This window comes from Cyanobium sp. ATX 6F1 (genome assembly GCF_024346315.1).
In the GTDB taxonomy this organism is placed as follows: Bacteria; Cyanobacteriota; Cyanobacteriia; order PCC-6307; family Cyanobiaceae; genus ATX-6F1.
In genome coordinates this window covers 73945-92571 of the sequence record NZ_JAGQCS010000008.1, presented here as the reverse complement: position 1 = coordinate 92571, position 18627 = coordinate 73945, and the positions used below count along the sequence as shown (strand labels likewise).

Annotated in this window: 19 protein-coding genes and 2 tRNA genes; 12 read left to right on the top strand and 9 right to left on the bottom strand. The window is 69.2% G+C overall.

What is annotated here, in order from left to right:
• The first annotated feature begins 234 nt into the window (after positions 1-234).
• The 6 genes from ndhN (at position 235) to recA (ending at position 5725) form a co-directional block, all read left to right on the top strand.
• On the top strand, positions 235-696 hold the full coding sequence (ndhN, locus tag KBZ13_RS12420) for an NAD(P)H-quinone oxidoreductase subunit N (protein ID WP_255009561.1): 462 nt from the start codon (positions 235-237) through the stop codon (positions 694-696).
• Positions 674-1711 carry an LdpA C-terminal domain-containing domain gene (locus KBZ13_RS12415; RefSeq protein ID WP_255009559.1) on the top strand — a complete coding sequence of 346 codons (1038 nt, stop codon included), beginning with the start codon at positions 674-676 and terminating at the stop codon, positions 1709-1711. Before ndhN ends, KBZ13_RS12415 begins: the two co-directional genes overlap by 23 nt.
• Positions 1712-1760: 49 nt before the next feature.
• On the top strand, positions 1761-3422 hold the full coding sequence (locus tag KBZ13_RS12410) for an AAA family ATPase (RefSeq protein WP_255009683.1): 1662 nt from the start codon (positions 1761-1763) through the stop codon (positions 3420-3422).
• A gap of 117 nt (positions 3423-3539) precedes the next feature.
• Positions 3540-3611: transfer RNA gene (locus KBZ13_RS12405), tRNA-Gln, on the top strand.
• 28 nt (positions 3612-3639) lie between these two features.
• Positions 3640-4404: an HAD family hydrolase gene (locus tag KBZ13_RS12400; RefSeq protein WP_409995654.1), complete on the top strand. Its 765-nt coding sequence runs from the start codon at positions 3640-3642 to the stop codon at positions 4402-4404.
• Positions 4405-4555: 151 nt separating this feature from the next.
• On the top strand, positions 4556-5725 hold the full coding sequence (gene recA, locus KBZ13_RS12395; RefSeq protein ID WP_255009557.1) for a recombinase RecA: 1170 nt from the start codon (positions 4556-4558) through the stop codon (positions 5723-5725).
• Positions 5726-6197: 472 nt separating this feature from the next.
• On the opposite strand, the gene KBZ13_RS12390 is transcribed toward recA, so the two are convergent.
• The 3 genes from KBZ13_RS12390 to KBZ13_RS12380 form a co-directional block, all read right to left on the bottom strand.
• A complete protein-coding gene (locus tag KBZ13_RS12390) occupies positions 6198-6566 on the bottom strand; it encodes a DUF1815 family protein (protein WP_255009555.1) in 369 nt (122 codons plus the stop codon).
• A gap of 115 nt (positions 6567-6681) precedes the next feature.
• Entirely contained in the window at positions 6682-6927 is a 246-nt protein-coding gene (locus tag KBZ13_RS12385; protein WP_255009553.1) for a DUF2839 domain-containing protein, read from the bottom strand.
• Positions 6928-7061: 134 nt separating this feature from the next.
• Positions 7062-8522 (bottom strand): helicase, encoded by a 1461-nt coding sequence (locus KBZ13_RS12380; protein WP_255009545.1) that lies wholly within the window; start codon positions 8520-8522, stop codon positions 7062-7064.
• 42 nt (positions 8523-8564) lie between these two features.
• Here KBZ13_RS12380 and KBZ13_RS12375 point away from each other — a divergent pair, with 42 nt between their 5' ends.
• On the top strand, positions 8565-9425 hold the full coding sequence (locus KBZ13_RS12375) for a prephenate/arogenate dehydrogenase (protein ID WP_255009543.1): 861 nt from the start codon (positions 8565-8567) through the stop codon (positions 9423-9425).
• Positions 9426-9438: 13 nt separating this feature from the next.
• Here KBZ13_RS12375 and crtD read toward each other — a convergent pair whose 3' ends face one another.
• Positions 9439-10977, bottom strand: a complete 1539-nt coding sequence (gene crtD / locus KBZ13_RS12370; RefSeq protein WP_255009541.1) for a C-3',4' desaturase CrtD — start codon at positions 10975-10977, stop codon at positions 9439-9441.
• Between the two features lie 63 nt (positions 10978-11040).
• Here crtD and KBZ13_RS12365 point away from each other — a divergent pair, with 63 nt between their 5' ends.
• Positions 11041-11946, top strand: coding sequence for a fructosamine kinase family protein (locus KBZ13_RS12365; RefSeq protein ID WP_255009540.1), 906 nt, complete (start codon positions 11041-11043; stop codon positions 11944-11946).
• 9 nt (positions 11947-11955) lie between these two features.
• Here KBZ13_RS12365 and KBZ13_RS12360 read toward each other — a convergent pair whose 3' ends face one another.
• Entirely contained in the window at positions 11956-12336 is a 381-nt protein-coding gene (locus KBZ13_RS12360; protein WP_255009538.1) for a CAAD domain-containing protein, read from the bottom strand.
• 106 nt (positions 12337-12442) lie between these two features.
• On the opposite strand from KBZ13_RS12360, the gene KBZ13_RS12355 reads away from it, so the two are divergent.
• Entirely contained in the window at positions 12443-12937 is a 495-nt protein-coding gene (locus KBZ13_RS12355; RefSeq protein WP_255009537.1) for a M67 family metallopeptidase, read from the top strand.
• A gap of 44 nt (positions 12938-12981) precedes the next feature.
• Positions 12982-14154 carry a molybdopterin-synthase adenylyltransferase MoeB gene (moeB, locus tag KBZ13_RS12350; protein ID WP_255009535.1) on the top strand — a complete coding sequence of 391 codons (1173 nt, stop codon included), beginning with the start codon at positions 12982-12984 and terminating at the stop codon, positions 14152-14154.
• Positions 14155-14173: 19 nt separating this feature from the next.
• Here moeB and KBZ13_RS12345 read toward each other — a convergent pair whose 3' ends face one another.
• Entirely contained in the window at positions 14174-15340 is a 1167-nt protein-coding gene (locus KBZ13_RS12345) for a cob(I)yrinic acid a,c-diamide adenosyltransferase (RefSeq protein ID WP_255009533.1), read from the bottom strand.
• Between the two features lie 54 nt (positions 15341-15394).
• On the opposite strand from KBZ13_RS12345, the gene larE reads away from it, so the two are divergent.
• Positions 15395-16285, top strand: a complete 891-nt coding sequence (gene larE, locus KBZ13_RS12340; protein WP_409995656.1) for an ATP-dependent sacrificial sulfur transferase LarE — start codon at positions 15395-15397, stop codon at positions 16283-16285.
• 4 nt (positions 16286-16289) lie between these two features.
• On the opposite strand, the gene speD is transcribed toward larE, so the two are convergent.
• The gene (gene speD, locus KBZ13_RS12335; RefSeq protein WP_255009677.1) at positions 16290-16766 is read right to left on the bottom strand and encodes an adenosylmethionine decarboxylase; all 477 of its coding nucleotides are present in this window, start codon (positions 16764-16766) and stop codon (positions 16290-16292) included.
• Positions 16767-16863: 97 nt separating this feature from the next.
• A complete protein-coding gene (gene recF / locus KBZ13_RS12330) occupies positions 16864-17967 on the bottom strand; it encodes a DNA replication/repair protein RecF (RefSeq protein ID WP_255009675.1) in 1104 nt (367 codons plus the stop codon).
• 100 nt (positions 17968-18067) lie between these two features.
• Here recF and KBZ13_RS12325 point away from each other — a divergent pair.
• Positions 18068-18141 (top strand) — tRNA-Arg (locus KBZ13_RS12325).
• A 5-nt stretch (positions 18142-18146) separates the two neighbouring features.
• Here KBZ13_RS12325 and KBZ13_RS12320 read toward each other — a convergent pair.
• A complete protein-coding gene (locus tag KBZ13_RS12320; protein WP_255009531.1) occupies positions 18147-18623 on the bottom strand; it encodes an N-acetyltransferase in 477 nt (158 codons plus the stop codon).
• Between the last annotated feature and the right edge of the window lie 4 nt (positions 18624-18627).

Genomic DNA, 18627 nt, shown 5'->3' with positions numbered 1-18627 from the left:
GTTTCCCGACGGACTCCGCTCGGATGAATCCAAGGGGAGAGAACGTACTTGGCCAGGGAAGGTCGTCACCAATGACGACCTGGTGCAGCGCGCTGGAGGCCCGGCTAGCGGACGGGCACAGAACGGTTGCACAAGCAAACAACATACCCTATGGGCCTGAACCATCCCTCATCGACCACCCGCCAGGTTCAGGGTCTTAACTGTCAAACTGACGCCATCTCGAGGTCTGCCCCGATGCCCCTGTTGCTTTCAGGCCGCGGATTTCGCCAGGAGTTGGAGCGTTTTGGAGCCCTGGCGGTCCATGCACCCCTCGAAGGCGGTGCCGAAACGCGCCTGTTGCGTCGGCTGCGGGCGGCGGGCTACCGGGCCCAGATCACCTCGGCCCGGGGGCTCGGTGATCCCCAGGCCTACCTCCTGGAACTGCACGGCATCCGTCCCCCCCATCTCGGTCACCACAGCGTTGGCAAGGGGGCCGCGGTGGGCGAGGTGCAGAGGGTGATGCCCCAGCTCGGTGCCCTGCTGGAAGGTGAGGCCCCGATCGTGCTCTGGCTTCTGGAAGGTCAGGTGCTCTCCAACGCTGAACTGCGTTCCCTGATCCAGCTGACCCGCACGGTGCCTGGCCTGCACATGGTGGTGGAAATGGGGGGTGCCCGCAGCCTGCGCTGGCAGCCCCTTGAGCAACTCGTTGCTGCCTGAGCAGGCGCTGGCGGCCGGTCACTGGGTCAAATTGATCTGCGGAGCCAGCAACCAGGACCTGCCCGCGATCGAGGACCTCTGCGGCATCTATGCGCTGGCGGGGGTCGATTGCATCGATGTGGCCGCCGATGGGGCCGTGGCGGCGGCCGCCCGACGGGGGATGGCCTGGGCGGCTGAGCGGGGCGCCATGCAGCCCTGGTTGATGGTGAGCCTCAGCGATGGGGCCGATCCCCATTTCCGCAAGGCCTGGTTCGATCCGGAGCGCTGCCCGCCGGAGTGCCCAAGGCCCTGCCAGCGGGTTTGCCCGGCCCTGGCCATCGGTGAGCGTGGCGCTGTGCTGCAGCAGCGCTGCTATGGCTGTGGCCGTTGCCTGCCGGTTTGTCCCCTTGGCCTGATCGAGGAACGAAACCACCAGTTGGCTCCCGAAGCGGTGGCGCCCTTGCTGGCGGAGCTGCGGCCGGAGGCCGTGGAGATCCACACCCGCCCCGGTCGGGGGCGGGCCTTCACTGATCGTCTGGCCCAGGTCAAGGCCTCCGGCCTTGTGTTCAAGCGGCTGGCGGTGAGCTGTGGCCTGGAGGATCTGGTGGGGCCGGGGGCGCCCGGGGCCCTCGCTGATGAACTCTGGGGCCGGTTCATGGCGCTGCGTGCCCTTGGCTTCCGTCCCCTCTGGCAGCTGGATGGGCGGCCGATGAGCGGCGATCTGGGGGCCGGCAGCGCCCATGCCGCCGTCAGGCTGTTGCGGGAACTGCGGGCGATCGCCCCCCCCGGTCCGCTTCAGCTGGCCGGTGGCACCAACGCCACCAGCCTGGCTCAGGTGCGGCGCCAGGGGTTGCGCCCCGCGGTGGCCGGCGTGGCCTTCGGGGGGGTGGCCCGCCGCCTGCTCCAACCGCTGTTGCAGCGCGCCCAGGAACGGGGAACGGGACTGCTGGCCGATCGGGAGCTGGTGGCGGAAGCCCTGGCCATGGCTCGCTCGCTGCTCGATCCCTGGCGGACCCAGGATGGAGCGAATCCCTGACCCCGAGGCTGGGCCCTTGAACGCCCCGATTCCAGATCCCAGCCCCCTGATCGCGCCCCAGCGGATCACCGACGATCTGGATCGTCTGCTGGAGGTGCTGCCCGAGGGGCTGCAGCTGGCCCTGGCGGAGCCGGCCCGTCGGGAGCAGTTGCTGGAGGTGGTGCTCGATCTGGGCCGCGTGCCCGAAGCCCGTTATCCCGGCCGGGCGCTGACCCTGGGGGAGCGCCCGATCGAGCGCGGGGATCTGGCGGCTGTGGTGGAGCGGCTCGGCCGCTTCGGCGGCGACAACCGGGCCGGGATCGAGCGCACCCTGCACCGCATCAGCGCCATCCGCAACCGGGGCGGTGAGGTGGTGGGTCTCACCTGCCGGGTGGGTCGGGCGGTCTACGGCACCGTGGCCATGGTCAGGGATCTGCTGGACACAGGGCAGTCACTGCTGCTGATGGGGCGCCCCGGGGTGGGCAAGACCACGGCCCTGCGGGAGATCGCCCGGGTGCTGGCCGATGAGCTGGAGCGGCGGGTGGTGGTCATCGACACCAGCAATGAGATCGCCGGCGATGGCGACATTCCGCATCCCGCGATCGGGCGGGCCAGGCGCATGCAGGTGGCGCGGCCGGAGCTGCAGCACCAGGTGATGATCGAGGCGGTGGAGAACCACATGCCTGAGGTGATCGTGATCGATGAGATCGGCACCGAACTCGAGGCCCAGGCCGCCCGCACGATCGCCGAACGGGGCGTGATGCTGGTGGCCACGGCCCACGGCAACGAGCTGGCCAACCTGATCAAGAACCCCACCTTGAGCGATCTGGTGGGCGGCATCCAATCGGTCACCCTCGGGGATGAGGAGGCCCGTCGTCGGGGTTCGCAGAAATCCGTGCTGGAGCGCTGCGCCGAGCCCACCTTCCCCCTGGCGGTGGAGATGCATGCCCGCAGCCACTGGCTGGTGCACCGGGAGGTGGCCCGCACCGTGGATCTCCTGTTGCGGGGACAGCCCCCTCGGCCCCAGGTGCGCGAACTGGCCCCCGATGGGCGGCTGCGGCTGGTGGATCTCGGCGGGACTCCCGGGCTCGATCCACCCCCTCGCCCGGCGCGATCGCGCCCGACCAGTCCGCCAGGGCCCCGACCCCGCCCTGCCCTGGTGCCGGTGCCCATGCCGGCTCCGTTCGAGTCCGCTCCCCTGGCCTACGAATCAGCCGTGCGAGATCCCGAGCGCGGGAGCGCTGGGCCCCTGCGGTTGTTCTGCTGCGGCCTGAGCGAACACCTGGTGGACCAGGCGATGCGCGGCCAGCTCTATTCGGTGGTCCGGGCAGAGGCGGTGGAGCACGCGGACGCGGTGCTGAGCATCCGTCAGCAGCTGGGGCGGGATCCCGAGGTGCGACGGCTGGCCCAGCTCCACGGCGTTCCGATCCTGGTGATCAAGTCCGACAGCCTGCACCAGATCCAGCGGGCCTTCGAGCGCCTCCTGCGCCACCACCCCAGCCAGGTGCTTCAGAGCGCCCCGGCGGCCCAGTTCGATGACAGCCACGGAGCGATGGAGGAATGCCGGCTGGCGGTGGAGCAGGTGGTGTTGCCCCAGGGCCGGCCGGTGGAGCTGCTGCCTCGCAACGATCGGGTGCGCAGCCAGCAGGCCGAACTGGTGGGCCGCTACCGCCTGCGCTGGGCGGAATTCGGCAGCGGCCCCACGCGGCGGTTGCGGGTGTTCCCGGCCTGAGTCCGGGAGCGCCCTGATGGGCCGAAGCCGGCCATCAGCAGGCGGCCTGAACGGAGATTGACGGAGGGCGACCCGCTGTGGGTAACTAGCTAGGCGCTCAGCATTGCGCTGGTGCGATGGGCCGTCGCCAAGTGGTAAGGCAGCGGGTTTTGGTCCCGCCATTCCTAGGTTCGAATCCTAGCGGCCCAGTTTTCAACCCCCTGTGCGTGGTCCTCCCGTGACCCCAGCTCACCCCCGGAGCGGCCCACTGCTGGTCTTCGATTTCGACGGGGTTCTGGTGGACGGAATGAGCGAGTACTGGTGGAGTGCCTGCCGGGCGGCCTGCGAATTGGATCCCGAGCTGGCGGTGAGCGAGCAGGCGCCACCCGCCTTCGTTCGCCTGCGGCCCCTGATCCACAAGGGCTGGGAGATGGTGCTGGTGGCCGCTGAGTTGGCTTGTCCCGGTTTCGATCTGGAGCTGGCCCTTGGCTCCTACGACCGCTGGTTGAGCGGGGCGCTGGCGCGCCGGGGCTGGGAGCCCGAGCGCTTGCAGGCGGCCCTGGAGCGGGTGCGCCGCTCGGCCATCGCCGCTGATCGCGGCGCCTGGCTGGCCCTGCACCGGCCGTTCCCTGGCCTGGCGGAGCGGCTGGGCGCCCTGGCGGCGGAAGGTGCCGACTGGCTCGTGCTCACCACCAAGGGGGCGGCCTTCGCCCGGGAGCTGCTGGAGGGCTTCGGGATGGAACCGCTGCAGGTGTTCGGCCATGAGCACGGCAGCAAGCCGGAGGTGCTGCTGCGCCTCTCCGCCAGCGGGCGTCCGCTCTGGTTCATCGAGGATCGCCGGCCCACGCTTGAGGCGGTGCGGGCCACCCCTGGCCTGGAGCGGGTGCGCTGCTTCCTGGTGTCCTGGGGGTACCTGGGGCCGGGTGATCGGCAGGACCTGCCGGAGGGGATCGCACTGCTGGAGCCGGAGCGACTGGCGGCCCCCTTGGCGGCCTGGCCCTGATCCGCTAGGGTACGCCTGTACTAGCCGATACGGCAGGCGGGAACGGTGGCACTGGCTTCCGTGAAGCCGCCACAGCCCCGCTGGGGGGCCTGCCAACTTGCCCCGCCTGGGGCCTGCTCCGCGGCCCGTTCCATCGCTGACCACCCAGACCATGCCTGCTGATTTCCCCAAGACCACCTCCGCCCGGGCCGGAGACGCCAGAGGGCCTGAGGCCAAGGCCGCCGAGGCCCGAGCCGGCGAGCGCGACAAGGCACTGGGTCTGGTGCTCAACCAGATCGAGCGCAATTTCGGCAAGGGCTCGATCATGCGTCTGGGGGATGCCTCCCGCATGCGGGTGGAAACCTTCTCCACCGGTGCCCTCACCCTCGATCTGGCCCTGGGTGGTGGCTATCCCAAGGGCCGGGTGGTGGAGGTCTATGGCCCGGAAAGCTCCGGCAAGACCACCCTCACCCTCCACGCCATCGCCGAAGTGCAGAAGCGCGGCGGTGTAGCCGCCTTCGTGGATGCGGAGCACGCCCTGGATCCGGTCTATGCCGCCGCCCTGGGCGTCGACATTGAGAACCTGTTGGTGTCCCAGCCGGACACCGGTGAAATGGCTCTGGAGATTGTCGACCAGCTGGTGCGCTCCGCCGCCGTCGACATCGTCGTGGTCGACTCGGTGGCAGCCCTCACCCCCCGGGCGGAGATCGAAGGGGAGATGGGGGATCTGTCGGTGGGCGGCCAGGCCCGGCTGATGAGCCAGGCGATGCGCAAGATCACCGGCAATATCGGCAAATCCGGTTGCACCGTGATCTTCCTCAACCAGCTGCGCCAGAAGATCGGCGTCACCTACGGCAACCCTGAGACCACCACCGGCGGCAACGCCCTCAAGTTCTACGCCTCGGTGCGCCTCGACATCCGCCGCATCCAGACCCTCAAACGTGGCACCGAGGAATACGGCATCCGCGCCAAGGTGAAGGTGGCCAAGAACAAGGTGGCGCCCCCCTTCCGCATCGCCGAGTTCGACATCCTGTTCGGCCGCGGCATCAGCATCCTGGGCTGCCTGCTCGATCTGGCCGAGGAAACTGGCGTGGTGGTGCGCAAGGGTGCCTGGTACAGCTACGAGGGCGACAACATCGGCCAAGGCCGCGACAACACCATCGGCTGGCTGGAGCAGAACCCCGAGCAGAAGGAGGTGATCGAAGCCCTGTTGCGCCGCAAGCTCACCGAAGGGGCGGACGTCACCGCCAACTCGATGAAGCCCTTGGCGGCGGCCGCCGCCAAGCTGGCCGCCATGCCCGTGCCGGAGGATGATGAGGAGCTGCTGGCCCAGGCCGGTTAAGCGCCACAGCAGGCAAGTATGAGGGCCTTCCACGGCCCTTGGAGTTGTGTGTGGGCTAGGCTGCGGCCGTTGCTATCGGGCCCTGGCCTGGACGGGACGCGCTCAGGGAGGGCCTGAGCTGGCGTGGAGATGGTCTGGGTGTCATCCCGGAGGTGACGATCAGCTGGGGCTGATCGATTGGCTCGAGCCAGGAAGGAATCCTTCCAAGCTCTGCCGCCTGAACCGTAGGGATTTCCCTTGACTAAGGCCTGGGGGCCGTAGGGCTGCGTTGATGGGAGGTGCGGTGTCGATGCCGCTCGCCAGCTTCGGCCCCAGCGGCTCAAGCGGCCGTTACGCCCTGCCTGCGGCTGATTGGGGAAGGTGCTGACAGGTGCCCCAGCCCAGCCAAAAGGCAGCCAAGCCGATGTTCGTGCAGGCGAGTTGACGCTGCTAGGGATTCGGGTTGTGGAAAAGATGAACGATGAACGTTGGTTCAGCTGCCCGTTGCGGCAGTGGCGCCCGGGGCCTGAAGCGAGGCCGCGCTGCTGGCGGTGGATTCGGGCTGGAGGAAGGTGGCCAGGCGCTGCAATTCCTCAATGGCGTCGGCACCCTCCAGCTTCACCAACTCATGGCCGTTGCGGGATTCCACCCAGCTGATGCCGAAGTCGGAGACCAGGAAGCGCACCATGTGCCCCTCGCCCAGGGCGGCCACGAAGGAGGCACCCTGGCCCTGGGCGCCATCTCCGCAGACGTAGCAGGTGGCCGAAAAGCCCTGGCCCTGGAGGCTGACAGCCAAGGCCTGGAGGCTCATCACCAGATCCTGAACGACGGAGCGATAGTGCTCAGCAAGTCGGGGAAACATCGGTAGAACAGGGGCAGTGAACAGACGTTAATGATTTCTTCCGATTGGTGCGCGTAGAAATACTCATTGTCTTTGGACCCTGTCCTGCCGCGGGGCCGTCGTCGGCTGAATCCCGTCAGCCGTCGGCCAGGCTCCACCAGCCTGCGGCCGGGCCGATGAAGCGCACGGTCACCCAGAAAATGGCCAGGGCAGCGATTCCATACCAGGCCCCCTTGGTGGACACCTCCACGAAGCGGCTTGCTTGCCGTTGGCTGAACGGCAACCAGCTCACCAGCCTCGGTGAGTTGTCCTTGGGGGCGGCGGCTTGCTTGCGCTCCCGGGCTGGTAGCCCCTGCTCCGCCCGACGTTTGGCCTCACCCATGCATCCATGCCCTGTCGGATCGCGGCCAGGCTAAGGGTCGCCACGGGCTGGAACGCCTCTGCAGCGAAGTTCCAGGGCGGTTGGTTGCCTTGAGGCCATCAGCGCGGCAACACCGATCAGCGCGGCAACAACGATCAGCGAGGCAACAGCCGTGGCAGGTCCACCCAGGGCTCCAGAGCCTCCAGCACCTGGCGGCCCCAGGTGCGCCGCCGCACCCGGCCATCCAGCAAAGCCAGCCTGCCGCCCCCACGGCGCAGCCCGGCCACGCCCCGCTGCAGTCGACTGACGGCTTCGGGCAGCAGCAGCTCACGGAACCAGTCGCGGCCCCGCAGGCGCAGCGCCCTGACCCGCGCGGCAGTGAGGGGGTCTTCCAGGCTGGCGATCGGCAGCAGCGCGACCACGACCTGGCCGGGTACCGGCAGGCGTTGCTGGTGCTCCAGCCACCAATCCCAGCCGCAGCACAGCACACCGTTGCTCTCTGGAGCCGTGGTCTGGTGCACCACGCGGCTGCCGAATTCAGCGGCCAGGGCACTGCTCAGATCGAGCCGCAACGGCCCGTCATCGATCAACACCACCGTGAGCCCCTCCTGGCCCAGCACCAGCCGGCGGCAGTGCTCCAGCAGGTGCTCGCCGTAGTCGGGGCTGTTGGGCAGGGCCTGTCGCTGGGGCGCATGGATGGGAAGGGGATCCTGCAGCGGGGGATCGCCCAGGTGCACCGTCACCTGCGGAGCAAAACCCAGGGCCGCCTGGGCCGGCGCCGACCAGGGGGTGCCACCGGGCCCCCCAAGCTCCGACCCGATCATCAGGGCCCCGCGCTTGCGCAGCAGCCCCGCCATCACCTCAAACGGTTCAAGGGGCTGGCGGTGCAGTGTCCACTGCAGCAGCTGGGGATCCACCGTCGCCCAGCTGGTCCAGCCGGGCCCTTGGCTTTCCAGCCAGCTGGGCCAAGGGGGTGGTAGGGGGCTGAGCAGTTGCAGTAGCTGCCCCAGGGGCGCCTCCTCCTCCGGGCTGAGGGCGATCTGCAGGGAAGGGTTGGAGGGATGGCTGAAGATCCGCCGGCTCAGGCGCTCGTGCAGGGCCAGCAGGCTGGCTTCGGCCGCCGGCAGGCTGCGCCGCAGCAACTCCCAGTGGCGGGTCTCCACCACGATCCCCAGGGACTGCCGCAGGGCCCGCTCCAGCTCGTCCGCCTCCACGATCACCAGTTGACGCTCACCGAGAAGGTTCTGCTGCCAGGCCATCGCCAGTTCGGCCGGACTCAGCAGCCAGAGCCGGGCACCCTGTGGGGCGCTCTCCCCTTCCCAGCAGGGCAGGTTCAATCCCACCGCCTTCAGGCGGGGCAGCTCCTGTTGCAGCAACCGCTGGCGCAGTTCATCGCTGAGCACAAGGGCCACGGGGGCCTCGCTCAGGGCCAGGGGCACCAGCAACCCCACCAGCCAGCTGGGGTCGCTGAGGGCGCTCAGGCGCACCTGGGTCTGGTCCGCGCGCCGCAGGCTGCGGGCCACCAGACGGCTGAGGGTCAGGTGATGGGGCCAACGCGCGGCACCTTCCTGCCGCAGCAGCGCTTTGAGTTGGTGGTGGGCGCGGGCTTCCAACATGGCCGAATCGTAGGAAGCTGGCCCGAGCAGGCCGTACCGGCGATGACAGTGTTGTGGCGGGATCGGCCCGTGGGAATCGTGGGCCTGGGGTTGATCGGGGGCTCCCTGGCGCTGGACCTGCGCGCGCGCGGCGCCACGGTCCATGCCCTGGTGCACCGCCAGGCCACCGCCGAGCGGGCCTGGCAGCGGGGTCTGGCCGACCGCATCGCTACAGACCCCCAGGTGCTCGAGGGGTGCGGCCTGGTGGTGTTGGCCCTTCCCCTTGATCGGCTGTTGGACCCCCCCCAGGCGCTGCTGGACGCCCTGCCTCGGCAGGCGGTGCTCACGGATGTGGGCTCGGTCAAGGCTCCGGTGCTGGCCCAGTGGCAACCCCGCTGCCCCCGCTTTGTCGCGAGCCATCCGATGGCGGGCACGGCCGAAGCCGGTGTGGAGGCGGGTCAACCGGCGTTGTTCCAGGGCCGCCCCTGGGTGGCGACCCCAACCGAGGCCACCGACCCCGAGGCCCTCGAACAGGTGAGGGCCCTGGCGGAGGCGGTGGGGGCCCGCTGGCTCACGTGCTCCGCCATCGCCCACGACCGGGCGGTGGCGCTGATTTCCCATCTACCGGTGCTGGTGAGTGCCGCCCTGCTGCTGGTCGCTGATCGCGCCGCCCCGGATCCGGAGCTGGCTGAACTGGTGCGGGCCCTGGCCTCCAGCGGTTTTGCCGACACCACCAGGGTGGGTGGCGGCAACCCCGAACTGGGCACCCTGATGGCCACCCACAACCGGCAAGCCCTGGGCGAAGCGCTGGCGGCCTACGGCCAGCAGCTGGCGGCCCTGCAGGCGCTGGTGGAGCAGGGGCACTTCGACCAGCTCGAGGCCGCTCTCACCCGGGCCCGGGAGCTTCGCCCCCCCTTCCTCTGACTCCCGGGAGCCTTCAACGGGCCAGCGTGAGCGATCGGCCGCGGCTGGCCAGCAGCTGGCGGCAGGCCATCAGCGCCGATTGGCTCACCCCGGCGGTGCCCTCTCCGGGAAAAATCGAATCGCCGCAGAGCCACAGACCCGCCAGGGGGCTGCGACTGGCCAGGCCGAAGGGGCCGAAACGGCTGGGGGCCTGGCCGAGCCCGCCCACGAATCCGAAGGGCCGGCCCGTCCAATGCAGGAAGCCCCGGGGCGTGGCCAGCTCCCCGTGCCTGAACGGTTCGGGGGGCAGATGGAGGAGCTGGATCAGGCCTGCCTCGATGCCCTGCTGAGCGGCCCGCTTGCGCTCCTGGTAGGCAGGCTCCTCCAGCGCGCACCAGGGGCGGGCGGGGCTGAACACGCTGGCGATCACGGTGGCCTGGCCCGCGGGGGCGCGGCCATCCCCCTCCGCGCTGATCGACACGAACAGGGGGCCGGGATCACCCCAATCGAGCTGCAGGTGCAAGGGGTGTTCAGCGGGCAGAAGATCGCGATCGATCGCCCCGTAGAAGACCAGGGCGCCGGAGGGATCGTCGAATCCGGCCAGCCGCCGCCGGAGCTGCTGGGGCAGGGCCTCCCCCAGCAGCTCCGGCAGGGCCTGGACCGGCGCCGTGCAGATCACGTCGTGGGCGGCGATCTGGAACGGGGCGCCCCCGCGGGCGTGGCCTTCCACCACCCAGAGTTCCGGGGCCAGGCCAGGGACTGGGGGGCTCAGCCGCTTCACTCTGTGGCCGAGCTTCAAGCCCCCGCCCGCCTGGGCCAGGCCCCGCTCAAGCGCCGTGCTGAGGCTCTGCATGGAACCTTGCAGGTGCCAGAGACCAAGGGGCTCCTGGGCCATGGCCAGCACCGTGGCGCCATAGAGGGCGGCGGTGCGCTCCGCTGGTTCCTGGGAATAGAGCCGCAACTGCAGATCCAGAAAACGCCGCAGGCGCTGATCGCCGCCGCAGCCCGTGAGCCGCAGCAGGTCGAACACGGTGGCGCCGCTCAGCAGACCGCTGGCCAGCTGGGCCGGCCCCAGGGCGCCCAGCGCCGTGGCCAGATCCCATGGGCTGCGGGGCGGCAGGATCGGATCGCGCTGGTTGAAGGCCCAGTTCGACTGGTGCAGGGCGCCGCAGAGCCGCCAGAAGCGCTCGCTGCCGGGAAACTGCCGTTGCCTCTCCTGGGCCCAGCGCTGGGGGTCTCGCCAGAGCTGGATCGGTGTGGTTTCCCCCGCCAGCAGCACGCTGCACCCAGGGTCCAGGGGGCTGGCTGCTGGCGGCTCCACCCCCAGGTGCCGAAAAAGCCGCTCATGGATCCCCCCCGGCTCCAGGCCGGCCACCTGGGTGGCGCCCACATCAAAGGTGTAGGGGCCGCGGCGGAAGGTGCCGGCGCAGCCACCGCTCTGGTGGTGGGCCTCCAGCAGCTCCACAGTCAAACCCGCCTCGGCCAGCAGGGCCGCCGCTGTCAGGCCGGCGATCCCGCCCCCCACCACCACAGCGTCGCAGGCGTCAGCGGTGAGACCGGCCTCAGGCGTCAAGCACGGCAGGACAGGGCCTTTGCATGCTGGCAGCCTGGGTTGGTCAGCGCGGAGCCAGCAGCGATGCCGCCAGCCCACAGGCCGCCCGTGGCCGCGATCGCCGCATTGCTGGGCTCGGAAGTGATGTCGTGGCAGCCGGTGGGGGGCGGCTGCATCCACAGCGCCTGGAGCCTGCAGATGGGCGATGGCCGCCGCCTGTTCGCCAAGACCAACCGCCCCGATCAGCTGCCGGTGCTCTTGGCTGAGCAGCAGGGACTGGCGGCCTTGACCGCGGTGGCCGATGAAGGGTTGGTGATTCCCGAGCCCCTGCTCTGCGGCGAATGGGAGGACCAGGCCCTGCTGGTGATGACCTGGCTGCCCCTGGGCGGGGGCGGGCAGGCCGGATCCTGGGGCTCCCTGGGCGCGGGCCTGGCCCGGTTGCACCGCCGCAGCCTGGAGAGCGGTTCAGAGGGTTTTGGCTGGGCCAGCGACAACTTCATCGGTTCAGGGCCCCAGCGCAATGGCTGGCTGGCCGATTGGGGCTCCTTTTTCGCCGATCGTCGTCTGGGGGTGCAGTTGGCCTGGGCGGAGCGCCAGGGCCAGCGTTTCGAGGGGGCCCGGGAGCTGCTGGAGCGGGTGCCCCGTTGGCTGGCGCGGCACCCGGTTGAGCCCTGCCTGGTGCATGGCGATCTCTGGAGTGGCAACGCCGGTGCGCTGACGACCGGTCGGGGAGCCCTGTTCGATCCCGCCGTTCACCGCGCCGATCGGGAGGTGGATCTGGCCATGGCCCAGCTGTTCGGGGGCTTTCCGAGCAGCTTCTTCGCGGGTTATGAGGCCGAATGGCCCTTGCCCGACGGTCATGGGGAGCGATCAGGCCTGTACAACCTGTACCACCTGCTCAACCACGCCAACCTCTTTGGCGGTGGCTACCGCAGCCAGGCCCAGCGGCGGATCTTCGCGTTGATGGGGGATTCGACGGCGTGGGGCTGAGCCCTGCGCTCAGCCCAGGTACTCGCTGCGGAGACCCTGCAGGCGGCTCACCACGGCGCTGCGCTTGTCACTGGTGGTGAGGTTCTGCCAACTCCATTGGCCCACCACCACCAGGCCCAGCAGTTCGAGCAGGCCCGGCACCACTGGAAGCAGGTTGATGGTGTCGAGCACCCCTTTGATCAGCACCTGGGCGACAATCACCGCCAGCAGGATGCCGGCGGCCTTGCCGACGCGGCCCATCTGGGTCCAGTCCACCTGGTCGAGGGCGGTGTTCACCTTGCCGAGGATTTCGCTGTAGCGCTCCGTGAAGCCGGCACCGGCTTCCTCGGTGGTGGAAGAGCTGGCGGAAAACACGGAAGGCTCCTTCACGTCAGTTGTCTCGTCGCTCATGAATCTGATTGGGCAACTGGGTCGTGCGCCCTAAGGTATCGGGGTGAGCCTTGCCGTGCCAGAGCGCTTGTGGCTTGGCAGACATTGGTCTGCGGTGCTTGAGGCCGTGCTCCTGGCCGCGGCACCCGAAGAAGGCTGCGCTCTGCTGCTGGGGCGGCAGCAGGGTTCCTCCCTGGCCATTGAGGCCATCTGGCCCTGCCTCAACGTCTGGGTCGAGGGTTGGCCCGGGGCCGGGCCCGGGCCGACGGACGATGACGCGGCCGCAGCACCCAGCCGCCGCAACCGCTTTGCCATCGACCCCCGGGAGCAGTTGCTGGCGCAGAAATGGGCGCGCCTCCGGGAAATCGAGGTGATCGGCAGCGCCCACAGTCACCCCGATGGCGGAGCGATCCCATCGGCCATCGATCGCGCTTGGGTGCTCCCACCGACGCTGATGCTGATTCGCTCACCTTGGCCCGGCCCCAGCGGTGGGCTGGGGGCCTGGTGGTTGCCCGAGCCCCCTGACGAGCCCCGACGGCTCAGCTTGGATGGCGCTGCGGAGGCTGATGCGCAGATGGGCGGGGTCGGGGATTTGGGCGGGGTCGGGGATTTGGGAGAGTAGGGAGCACGGACCGATCACGGCCCCCCAACGGCGGCTCCCTGCCCATGCTTCCCCCTGACACCACTGGCATCCAGCTGAGCCCCGACGAGGTGGCCCGCTTCTCGCGCCATCTGATCCTTCCCGAGGTGGGGATGGAGGGCCAGAAGCGGCTCAAGGCCGCTTCGGTGCTGTGCGTGGGCACCGGTGGCCTGGGGTCACCGTTGCTGCTCTATCTGGCCGCCGCTGGCGTGGGCCGCCTTGGCATCGTCGATTTCGACGTGGTCGACACCAGCAACCTGCAACGTCAGGTGATCCACGGCACCAGTTGGGTGGGCAAGCCCAAGATCGAATCGGCCAAGCACCGCATCCACGAGATCAACCCCCACTGCCAGGTGGATCTCTACGAAACGGCGCTCACCAGCGAGAACGCCCTGGAGATCATCCGCCCCTACGACATCGTCTGCGACGGCACCGACAACTTCCCCACCCGTTATCTGGTCAACGACGCCTGCGTGTTGCTGGGGAAACCCAACGTCTACGGCTCGATCTTCCGTTTCGAAGGCCAGGCCACGGTCTTCAACCTCGATGCCGAAAGCCCCAATTACCGCGACCTGTTCCCCGAGCCGCCGCCGCCGGGCCTGGTGCCCTCCTGCGCCGAGGGTGGTGTGGTGGGTGTGCTGCCGGGGATCATCGGCCTGATCCAGGCCACCGAAGCGATCAAGATCCTCACCGGCATCGGCACCAGCCTCAGCGGCCGGTTGCTGCTCTTCGATGCCCTGCAGATGAAGTTCCGCGAGCTCAAGCTGCGGCCCAGCCCCGAGCGTCCGGTGATCGACAAACTGATTGACTACCAGGAGTTCTGTGGCGTCGGCGGCACGGCGCCGGGCCAGGAGGAGGCGGGCACCCTGGAGGCGATCAGTGTGATCGAGCTCAAGCAGCTGCTGGATGGAGACCGCAGCGAGCTGTTGCTGCTGGATGTGCGCAACCCCCCGGAGGTGGCGATTGCCGCGATCGATGGCGCCGTGCTGATTCCCCTCGATCAGATTGAGGGGGGCCAGGCGATCGAGCAGGTGCGGGAGCTGACGGCGGGCAAACGGCTCTATGTGCACTGCAAGATGGGTGGCCGCTCCGCCAAGGCCCTGATCGCGCTGGGGCGCCACGGCATCAACGGTGTGAATGTGAGTGGCGGCATCGACGCCTGGAGCCAGGAAGTGGACCCAACGGTTTCGCGCTACTGAATCCGCCCAAACGGCGGGATCAGTAGTCGACGCCGCGTTTGAGATCGACGCCCCGCTCGGCGTAGTGCTTGTGGCACACCATTTCCGAGTGCACGCTGGCCAGATCGAAATAGGCGGGGGGGTTCTTGCAGCGGCCGGTGAGGATCACCTCGGTTTCGGCGGGCTTGCGCAGCAGGGTCTGCACGATCGGCTCCACGGGCAGTAACTCCAGGTCCACCGTGGGGTTGATCTCATCGAGAATCACGGTTTTGTAGAGCCCGCTGGAGATGGCGGCACGGGCAATCTCCCAGGCCCGCTCGGCCTCCACGTAGTCGATCGGCTGCTGCTGGCCTCGCCAGACGATGGCATCACGACCGGAGCGCAGGTGATCGACCAGATGCGGGTAGCTCTCGCGCAGGGCGGCGATGGCCGCGTCCTCGGTGTAGCCGCTGCCGCCCTTGAGCCACTGCAGGATCAGCACCCGGTGACTCTTGTCCTGGCTGATGCCGCGGCCGATGGCCTGCAGGGCCTTGCCCAGGGCACTGGTGGATTTGCCCTTGCCTTCGCCGGTGTAGATCTCGATCCCCTCCAAGCCGATGGCATCACCGTCAGCGCGGCGGTGGGCGCGCATCTCCGAGTGCAGGTCCGCCAGCTGCACCAGCTTCTGGGGGGCGCCGCGGCCCGTGACGATCACCTCCATGTCGTCGGGCTTGGTGGCCAGGGTGCGCACCACATCGTCGATGTCGAGCAGCCCCAGATCAAGCACAGGCGAAAGCTCGTCGAGCACCACCACGGAGTAGAGGGCACTGGCGATGGCGCCCTTGGCGATGTCCCAACCCCGTTGGGCCTCCTGGCGATCGAAGCGGGTGGCCTCGGCGGCGGTGAAGAAGTCGCCCCGTCCGGTGCGCACCTGGTCGATCAGATGGGGGAATCCCTGCTGCAGCGCTTCGATCGCGGAGTCCTCGTCGTAGGCGCGGCCGGGACCCTTGAGGAAGCGCAGCAACAGCACCCGGGTGCGTTTCTGCTCGCAGATACCCAGGCCGATGGTGCGCAGCACAACGCCAAGGGCCGCCTGACTTTTGCCCTTGCCGTCGCCGTCATAGACATGCAGTTGGCCGCGGCTGCGCTCGTTGCTGCCGGCGGCGGTGCGAATACCGATGCCCCGGCCCGTGCCTGCGGTGCGCTCAGCGCTGCTGGGCGGTGTCATCGCCGGGCCCCTTACCGTTGGATCCTAACGACCGCCCACCGCCCGTTGGCCCCGATCCAGTCCGCTCTTGCCCCCCATCGCCTCGGCGAAACCCTGCCGGAGCAGCTTGGGCTGGCGCTGCAGGATCTGCGCCTGTGGCTCGCGGCCCAGAACCAGCTGGTGGTGGCCTATTCCGGCGGTGTGGACAGCGCCCTGGTGGCGGCCCTGGCGGCGGAACAGTTGGGGGACCGGGCCCTGGCGGTGACCGGTGTGTCATCGGCCCTGGCGCCGCACCTGCGCGAGGAGGCCCGCCTGCAGGCCCGCTGGATGGGCCTGCACCACCGGGAGATTTCCACCGCCGAACTCGACGATCCGGCCTACACCGCTAACCCGGAGGATCGCTGCTACGCCTGCAAGCGGGAGCTCCACGGCCTCTTGGCACCCCTGGCGGCAGCCCTGGCTGCGCAGCCTGAGGCAGCGGCGGCCCTGGTGGTCGATGGGGTGAACCTCGACGACCTCGGCGATCACCGCCCGGGCCTCCGCGCCGCCCGCGAGCAGGGGGTGCGTTCGCCCCTGGTGGAATGCGGTCTTGACAAGCAGGCGGTGCGCCAGATTTCCCGGGCGCTTGGCTTCCCCTGGTGGGACAAACCCGCCCAGCCCTGCCTTGCCTCCCGCTTCCCCTACGGCGAGCCGATCAACGCCCCGCGGCTGCGGCGGGTGGCCGCTGCCGAGGACTGGCTGCGGGGCCAGGGCATTGCCGAGCTGCGGGTGCGCAGCCAGGGGGAAACCGCCCGGATCGAAGTCCCCCGGCACCAGCTCGATGGGCTGCTGGAGCGGTTGGGGGATCCGGCAGGGTGGCGCGAAGAGTTGGTCGAGGCCTTTGCAGGCCTCGGTTTCTCAGCGGTGAGCCTGGATCTTGAGGGCCTGGTGAGTGGCAAGCTCAACCGCGACAGATCCGCTCTCTGAGGCCTCAGGCGGCGAGAGGGGTCCGTTCAGCCTCGGCTAAGGACTGGGGCGTTTCCCGCCGGAAGCTGGTGAGCTTGTGATGGGCGGCCCCCAGCTCGGCGCTGAGCACATGGCAGGCCCGCTCGGGCATGGTGTGGTCACCGCAGGTGAACACATCGACGGCCGCGTAACCCGACTCGGGCCAGGTGTGGATGGAGATATGGGATTCGGCCAGGAGGGCCAGCCCCGTCACCCCCTGCGGTTCGAACCGGTGGGTGATCAGATTCAGGAGTGTGGCGCCCGCACGCTTGGCTGCTGTCGTGATGGCGGTCCTGAGGAAGGCTTCGTCGTCGAGCTTCTCGCTGTTGCAGTTGTAGAGCTCGAGGATGCAGTGTTTGCCCACCGCATCGGTGGCACTGGAGGTTTGGGGGCTTTCGGAAAGGGGGCTTGGAGCTCCATTCCATCCCGGGTTGGGGTGGAGGCTGGGCAGGGTCTGGGTCATCAGATCCATGTGAACAGCTCATCACCATAACGCCCAGGGCCGTAAAAACCCGCGCAGGGTTGCCTTTGTGGTCCGGCCTGGTGCGCCAGGCCAGCGCTCAGGGGGGAGTCGTCTCGGTCGCGATCGCTCCGGCTCGCACCTGAACCAGTTGGGAACGGTTGCGCCAGCCAGCGCTGAACGCCCCCAGATGGGTGGCGCTCACCAGGCATTGATGGCCCTCACCGACCGCCTCCAGCAGCAGTTGCTGGCGGCCGGGGTCCAGTTCGGCCAGCACGTCGTCGAGCAGCAGCAGGGGCGGAGCGCCGCAGAGCTGATGCACCAGCTCGAGCTCGGCCAGCTTGAGGGCGAGCACCAGGGTGCGCTGCTGGCCTGCCGAGCCATAGCGCCGCGCCGGCTGGTCCGCCAGGCGCAGCTCCACCTCATCGCGGTGCGGGCCGACGGCGCAGTGGCCCAGTCGCAGTTCCTCCTCCCGCTGGGCCAGCAGCTGGGCTTCGAGGGCCTCGCGCCAGGGGGCCTCGGCCTCCTCTCCCTCCAGCAGGCTGCCGGGCTGGTAGCGGAGTTCGAGCCGTTCGCGGCCGCCGCTGAGCCGTTCCTGCCAGGCGGCCGCCAGGGGCTGCAACCGTGCCAGGGCCCGGCGACGGCGGCGGTGCAGCCGGGTGCCCACCAGGGCCATCTGCTGATCGAAGGCATCCAGTAACTCGGAGCGGTGGGAGCGGTCCAGGCCCCGGCGCAACAGCTGGCTGCGCTGGCGCAACAGGCGCCCGTAGCGGGCCAGCAGGTCGGTGTAGATCGGCTCGAGTTGCAGCACCACCCGATCCAGCCACTGGCGCCTCAGGGCGGGCTCCCCGCGCACCAGTTCCAGGTCGAGGGCGCTGAAGCCCACACAGCGCAGGGGGCCCAGCAGATCCAGGTGGCGCTCCAGGGTCTTGCCGTTGCGCCTGGCCTGGCGGCCCCCCACCCGGCGCAACTCCAGCTCCAGGTGCTCGCCATCGGCGCACCAGCCGCCCAGTCGGCTCTGGCCCTGATCCTGCTGAATCAGATCCTGGTCGCGGCTGCAGCGATGGGAGCGCAGGCTCCCCAGCAGCTCCACCGCCTCCAGCAGATTCGACTTGCCTTCGCCGTTGTCACCGATCACCAGCAACCGTGGGGAGTTCAGCTCCAGGCTGAGGGAGGTGTAGTTGCGGAACTGCAGCAGCTCCAGGCGATGCAGCCGAATGGGTCCGGGGCGGCGTGCGGTTAAGGTAAACCCATCGCCCGGGGGTCTGCTTCCGGTCGGTAGCCATGGCCCCAGGCCACGGCGAGGGCATGTAGCTCAGTTGGATAGAGCATCAGATTCCGATTCTGAGGGTCGGGGGTTCGAGTCCCTCCATGCTCGTGTGTTCAGTCCACGCTCTCCACCGGATCGGTGAGCGTGAGCCCCATGGCTCGGATGCCGCCGGGGTCCACCACGAAGCCATGGCGCCGCAACGCCTCTAAAGCCTCCGGTGGCGCCGAGAGCGAAATGCTGCAGCCCGCCATCTCCCGGCGCAGTCGACTCAGGGCCCCGTGCACCAGAACCTCCAGCACCGTGGCACGGGCAGGATCAGCCGGGGCGGCGGACAGGTCCCAGAGGTTGGCATTGAGGGCCAGATCGCTGGTGGCGCGCACGAACCCCACCAGCTGCCCTTGGGGGTCACGCACCAGCAGGTGCCAGATGCTGCGCGAGAGCACCCGCTCGATCAGCTCACTCTGGCGGGATCGGTCGCCGCAACTCACCAGCAGGGCATCCAGCTCCTGGGCGGTCGGGGCGGGTGTGGTCTCCAGTCGGTAGCCCTCCGGAAGGCGGGGTTGGGTGACGGAGCTGCGAAAGGAAATCAAGGGC

What these genes read in the sequence shown, in the direction of transcription:
- ndhN (WP_255009561.1), top strand. Translation starts at nt 235, where the DNA reads ATGCCCCTGTTGCTTTCAGGCCGCGGATTTCGCCAGGAGTTGGAGCGT.
- recA (WP_255009557.1), top strand. Translation starts at nt 4,556, where the DNA reads ATGCCTGCTGATTTCCCCAAGACCACCTCCGCCCGGGCCGGAGACGCC.
- KBZ13_RS12390 (WP_255009555.1), bottom strand. Translation starts at nt 6,566, where the DNA reads ATGTTTCCCCGACTTGCTGAGCACTATCGCTCCGTCGTTCAGGATCTG.
- KBZ13_RS12385 (WP_255009553.1), bottom strand. Translation starts at nt 6,927, where the DNA reads ATGGGTGAGGCCAAACGTCGGGCGGAGCAGGGGCTACCAGCCCGGGAG.
- KBZ13_RS12380 (WP_255009545.1), bottom strand. Translation starts at nt 8,522, where the DNA reads ATGTTGGAAGCCCGCGCCCACCACCAACTCAAAGCGCTGCTGCGGCAG.
- KBZ13_RS12375 (WP_255009543.1), top strand. Translation starts at nt 8,565, where the DNA reads ATGACAGTGTTGTGGCGGGATCGGCCCGTGGGAATCGTGGGCCTGGGG.
- KBZ13_RS12365 (WP_255009540.1), top strand. Translation starts at nt 11,041, where the DNA reads ATGCCGCCAGCCCACAGGCCGCCCGTGGCCGCGATCGCCGCATTGCTG.
- KBZ13_RS12360 (WP_255009538.1), bottom strand. Translation starts at nt 12,336, where the DNA reads ATGAGCGACGAGACAACTGACGTGAAGGAGCCTTCCGTGTTTTCCGCC.
- moeB (WP_255009535.1), top strand. Translation starts at nt 12,982, where the DNA reads ATGCTTCCCCCTGACACCACTGGCATCCAGCTGAGCCCCGACGAGGTG.
- KBZ13_RS12345 (WP_255009533.1), bottom strand. Translation starts at nt 15,340, where the DNA reads ATGACACCGCCCAGCAGCGCTGAGCGCACCGCAGGCACGGGCCGGGGC.
- speD (WP_255009677.1), bottom strand. Translation starts at nt 16,766, where the DNA reads ATGACCCAGACCCTGCCCAGCCTCCACCCCAACCCGGGATGGAATGGA.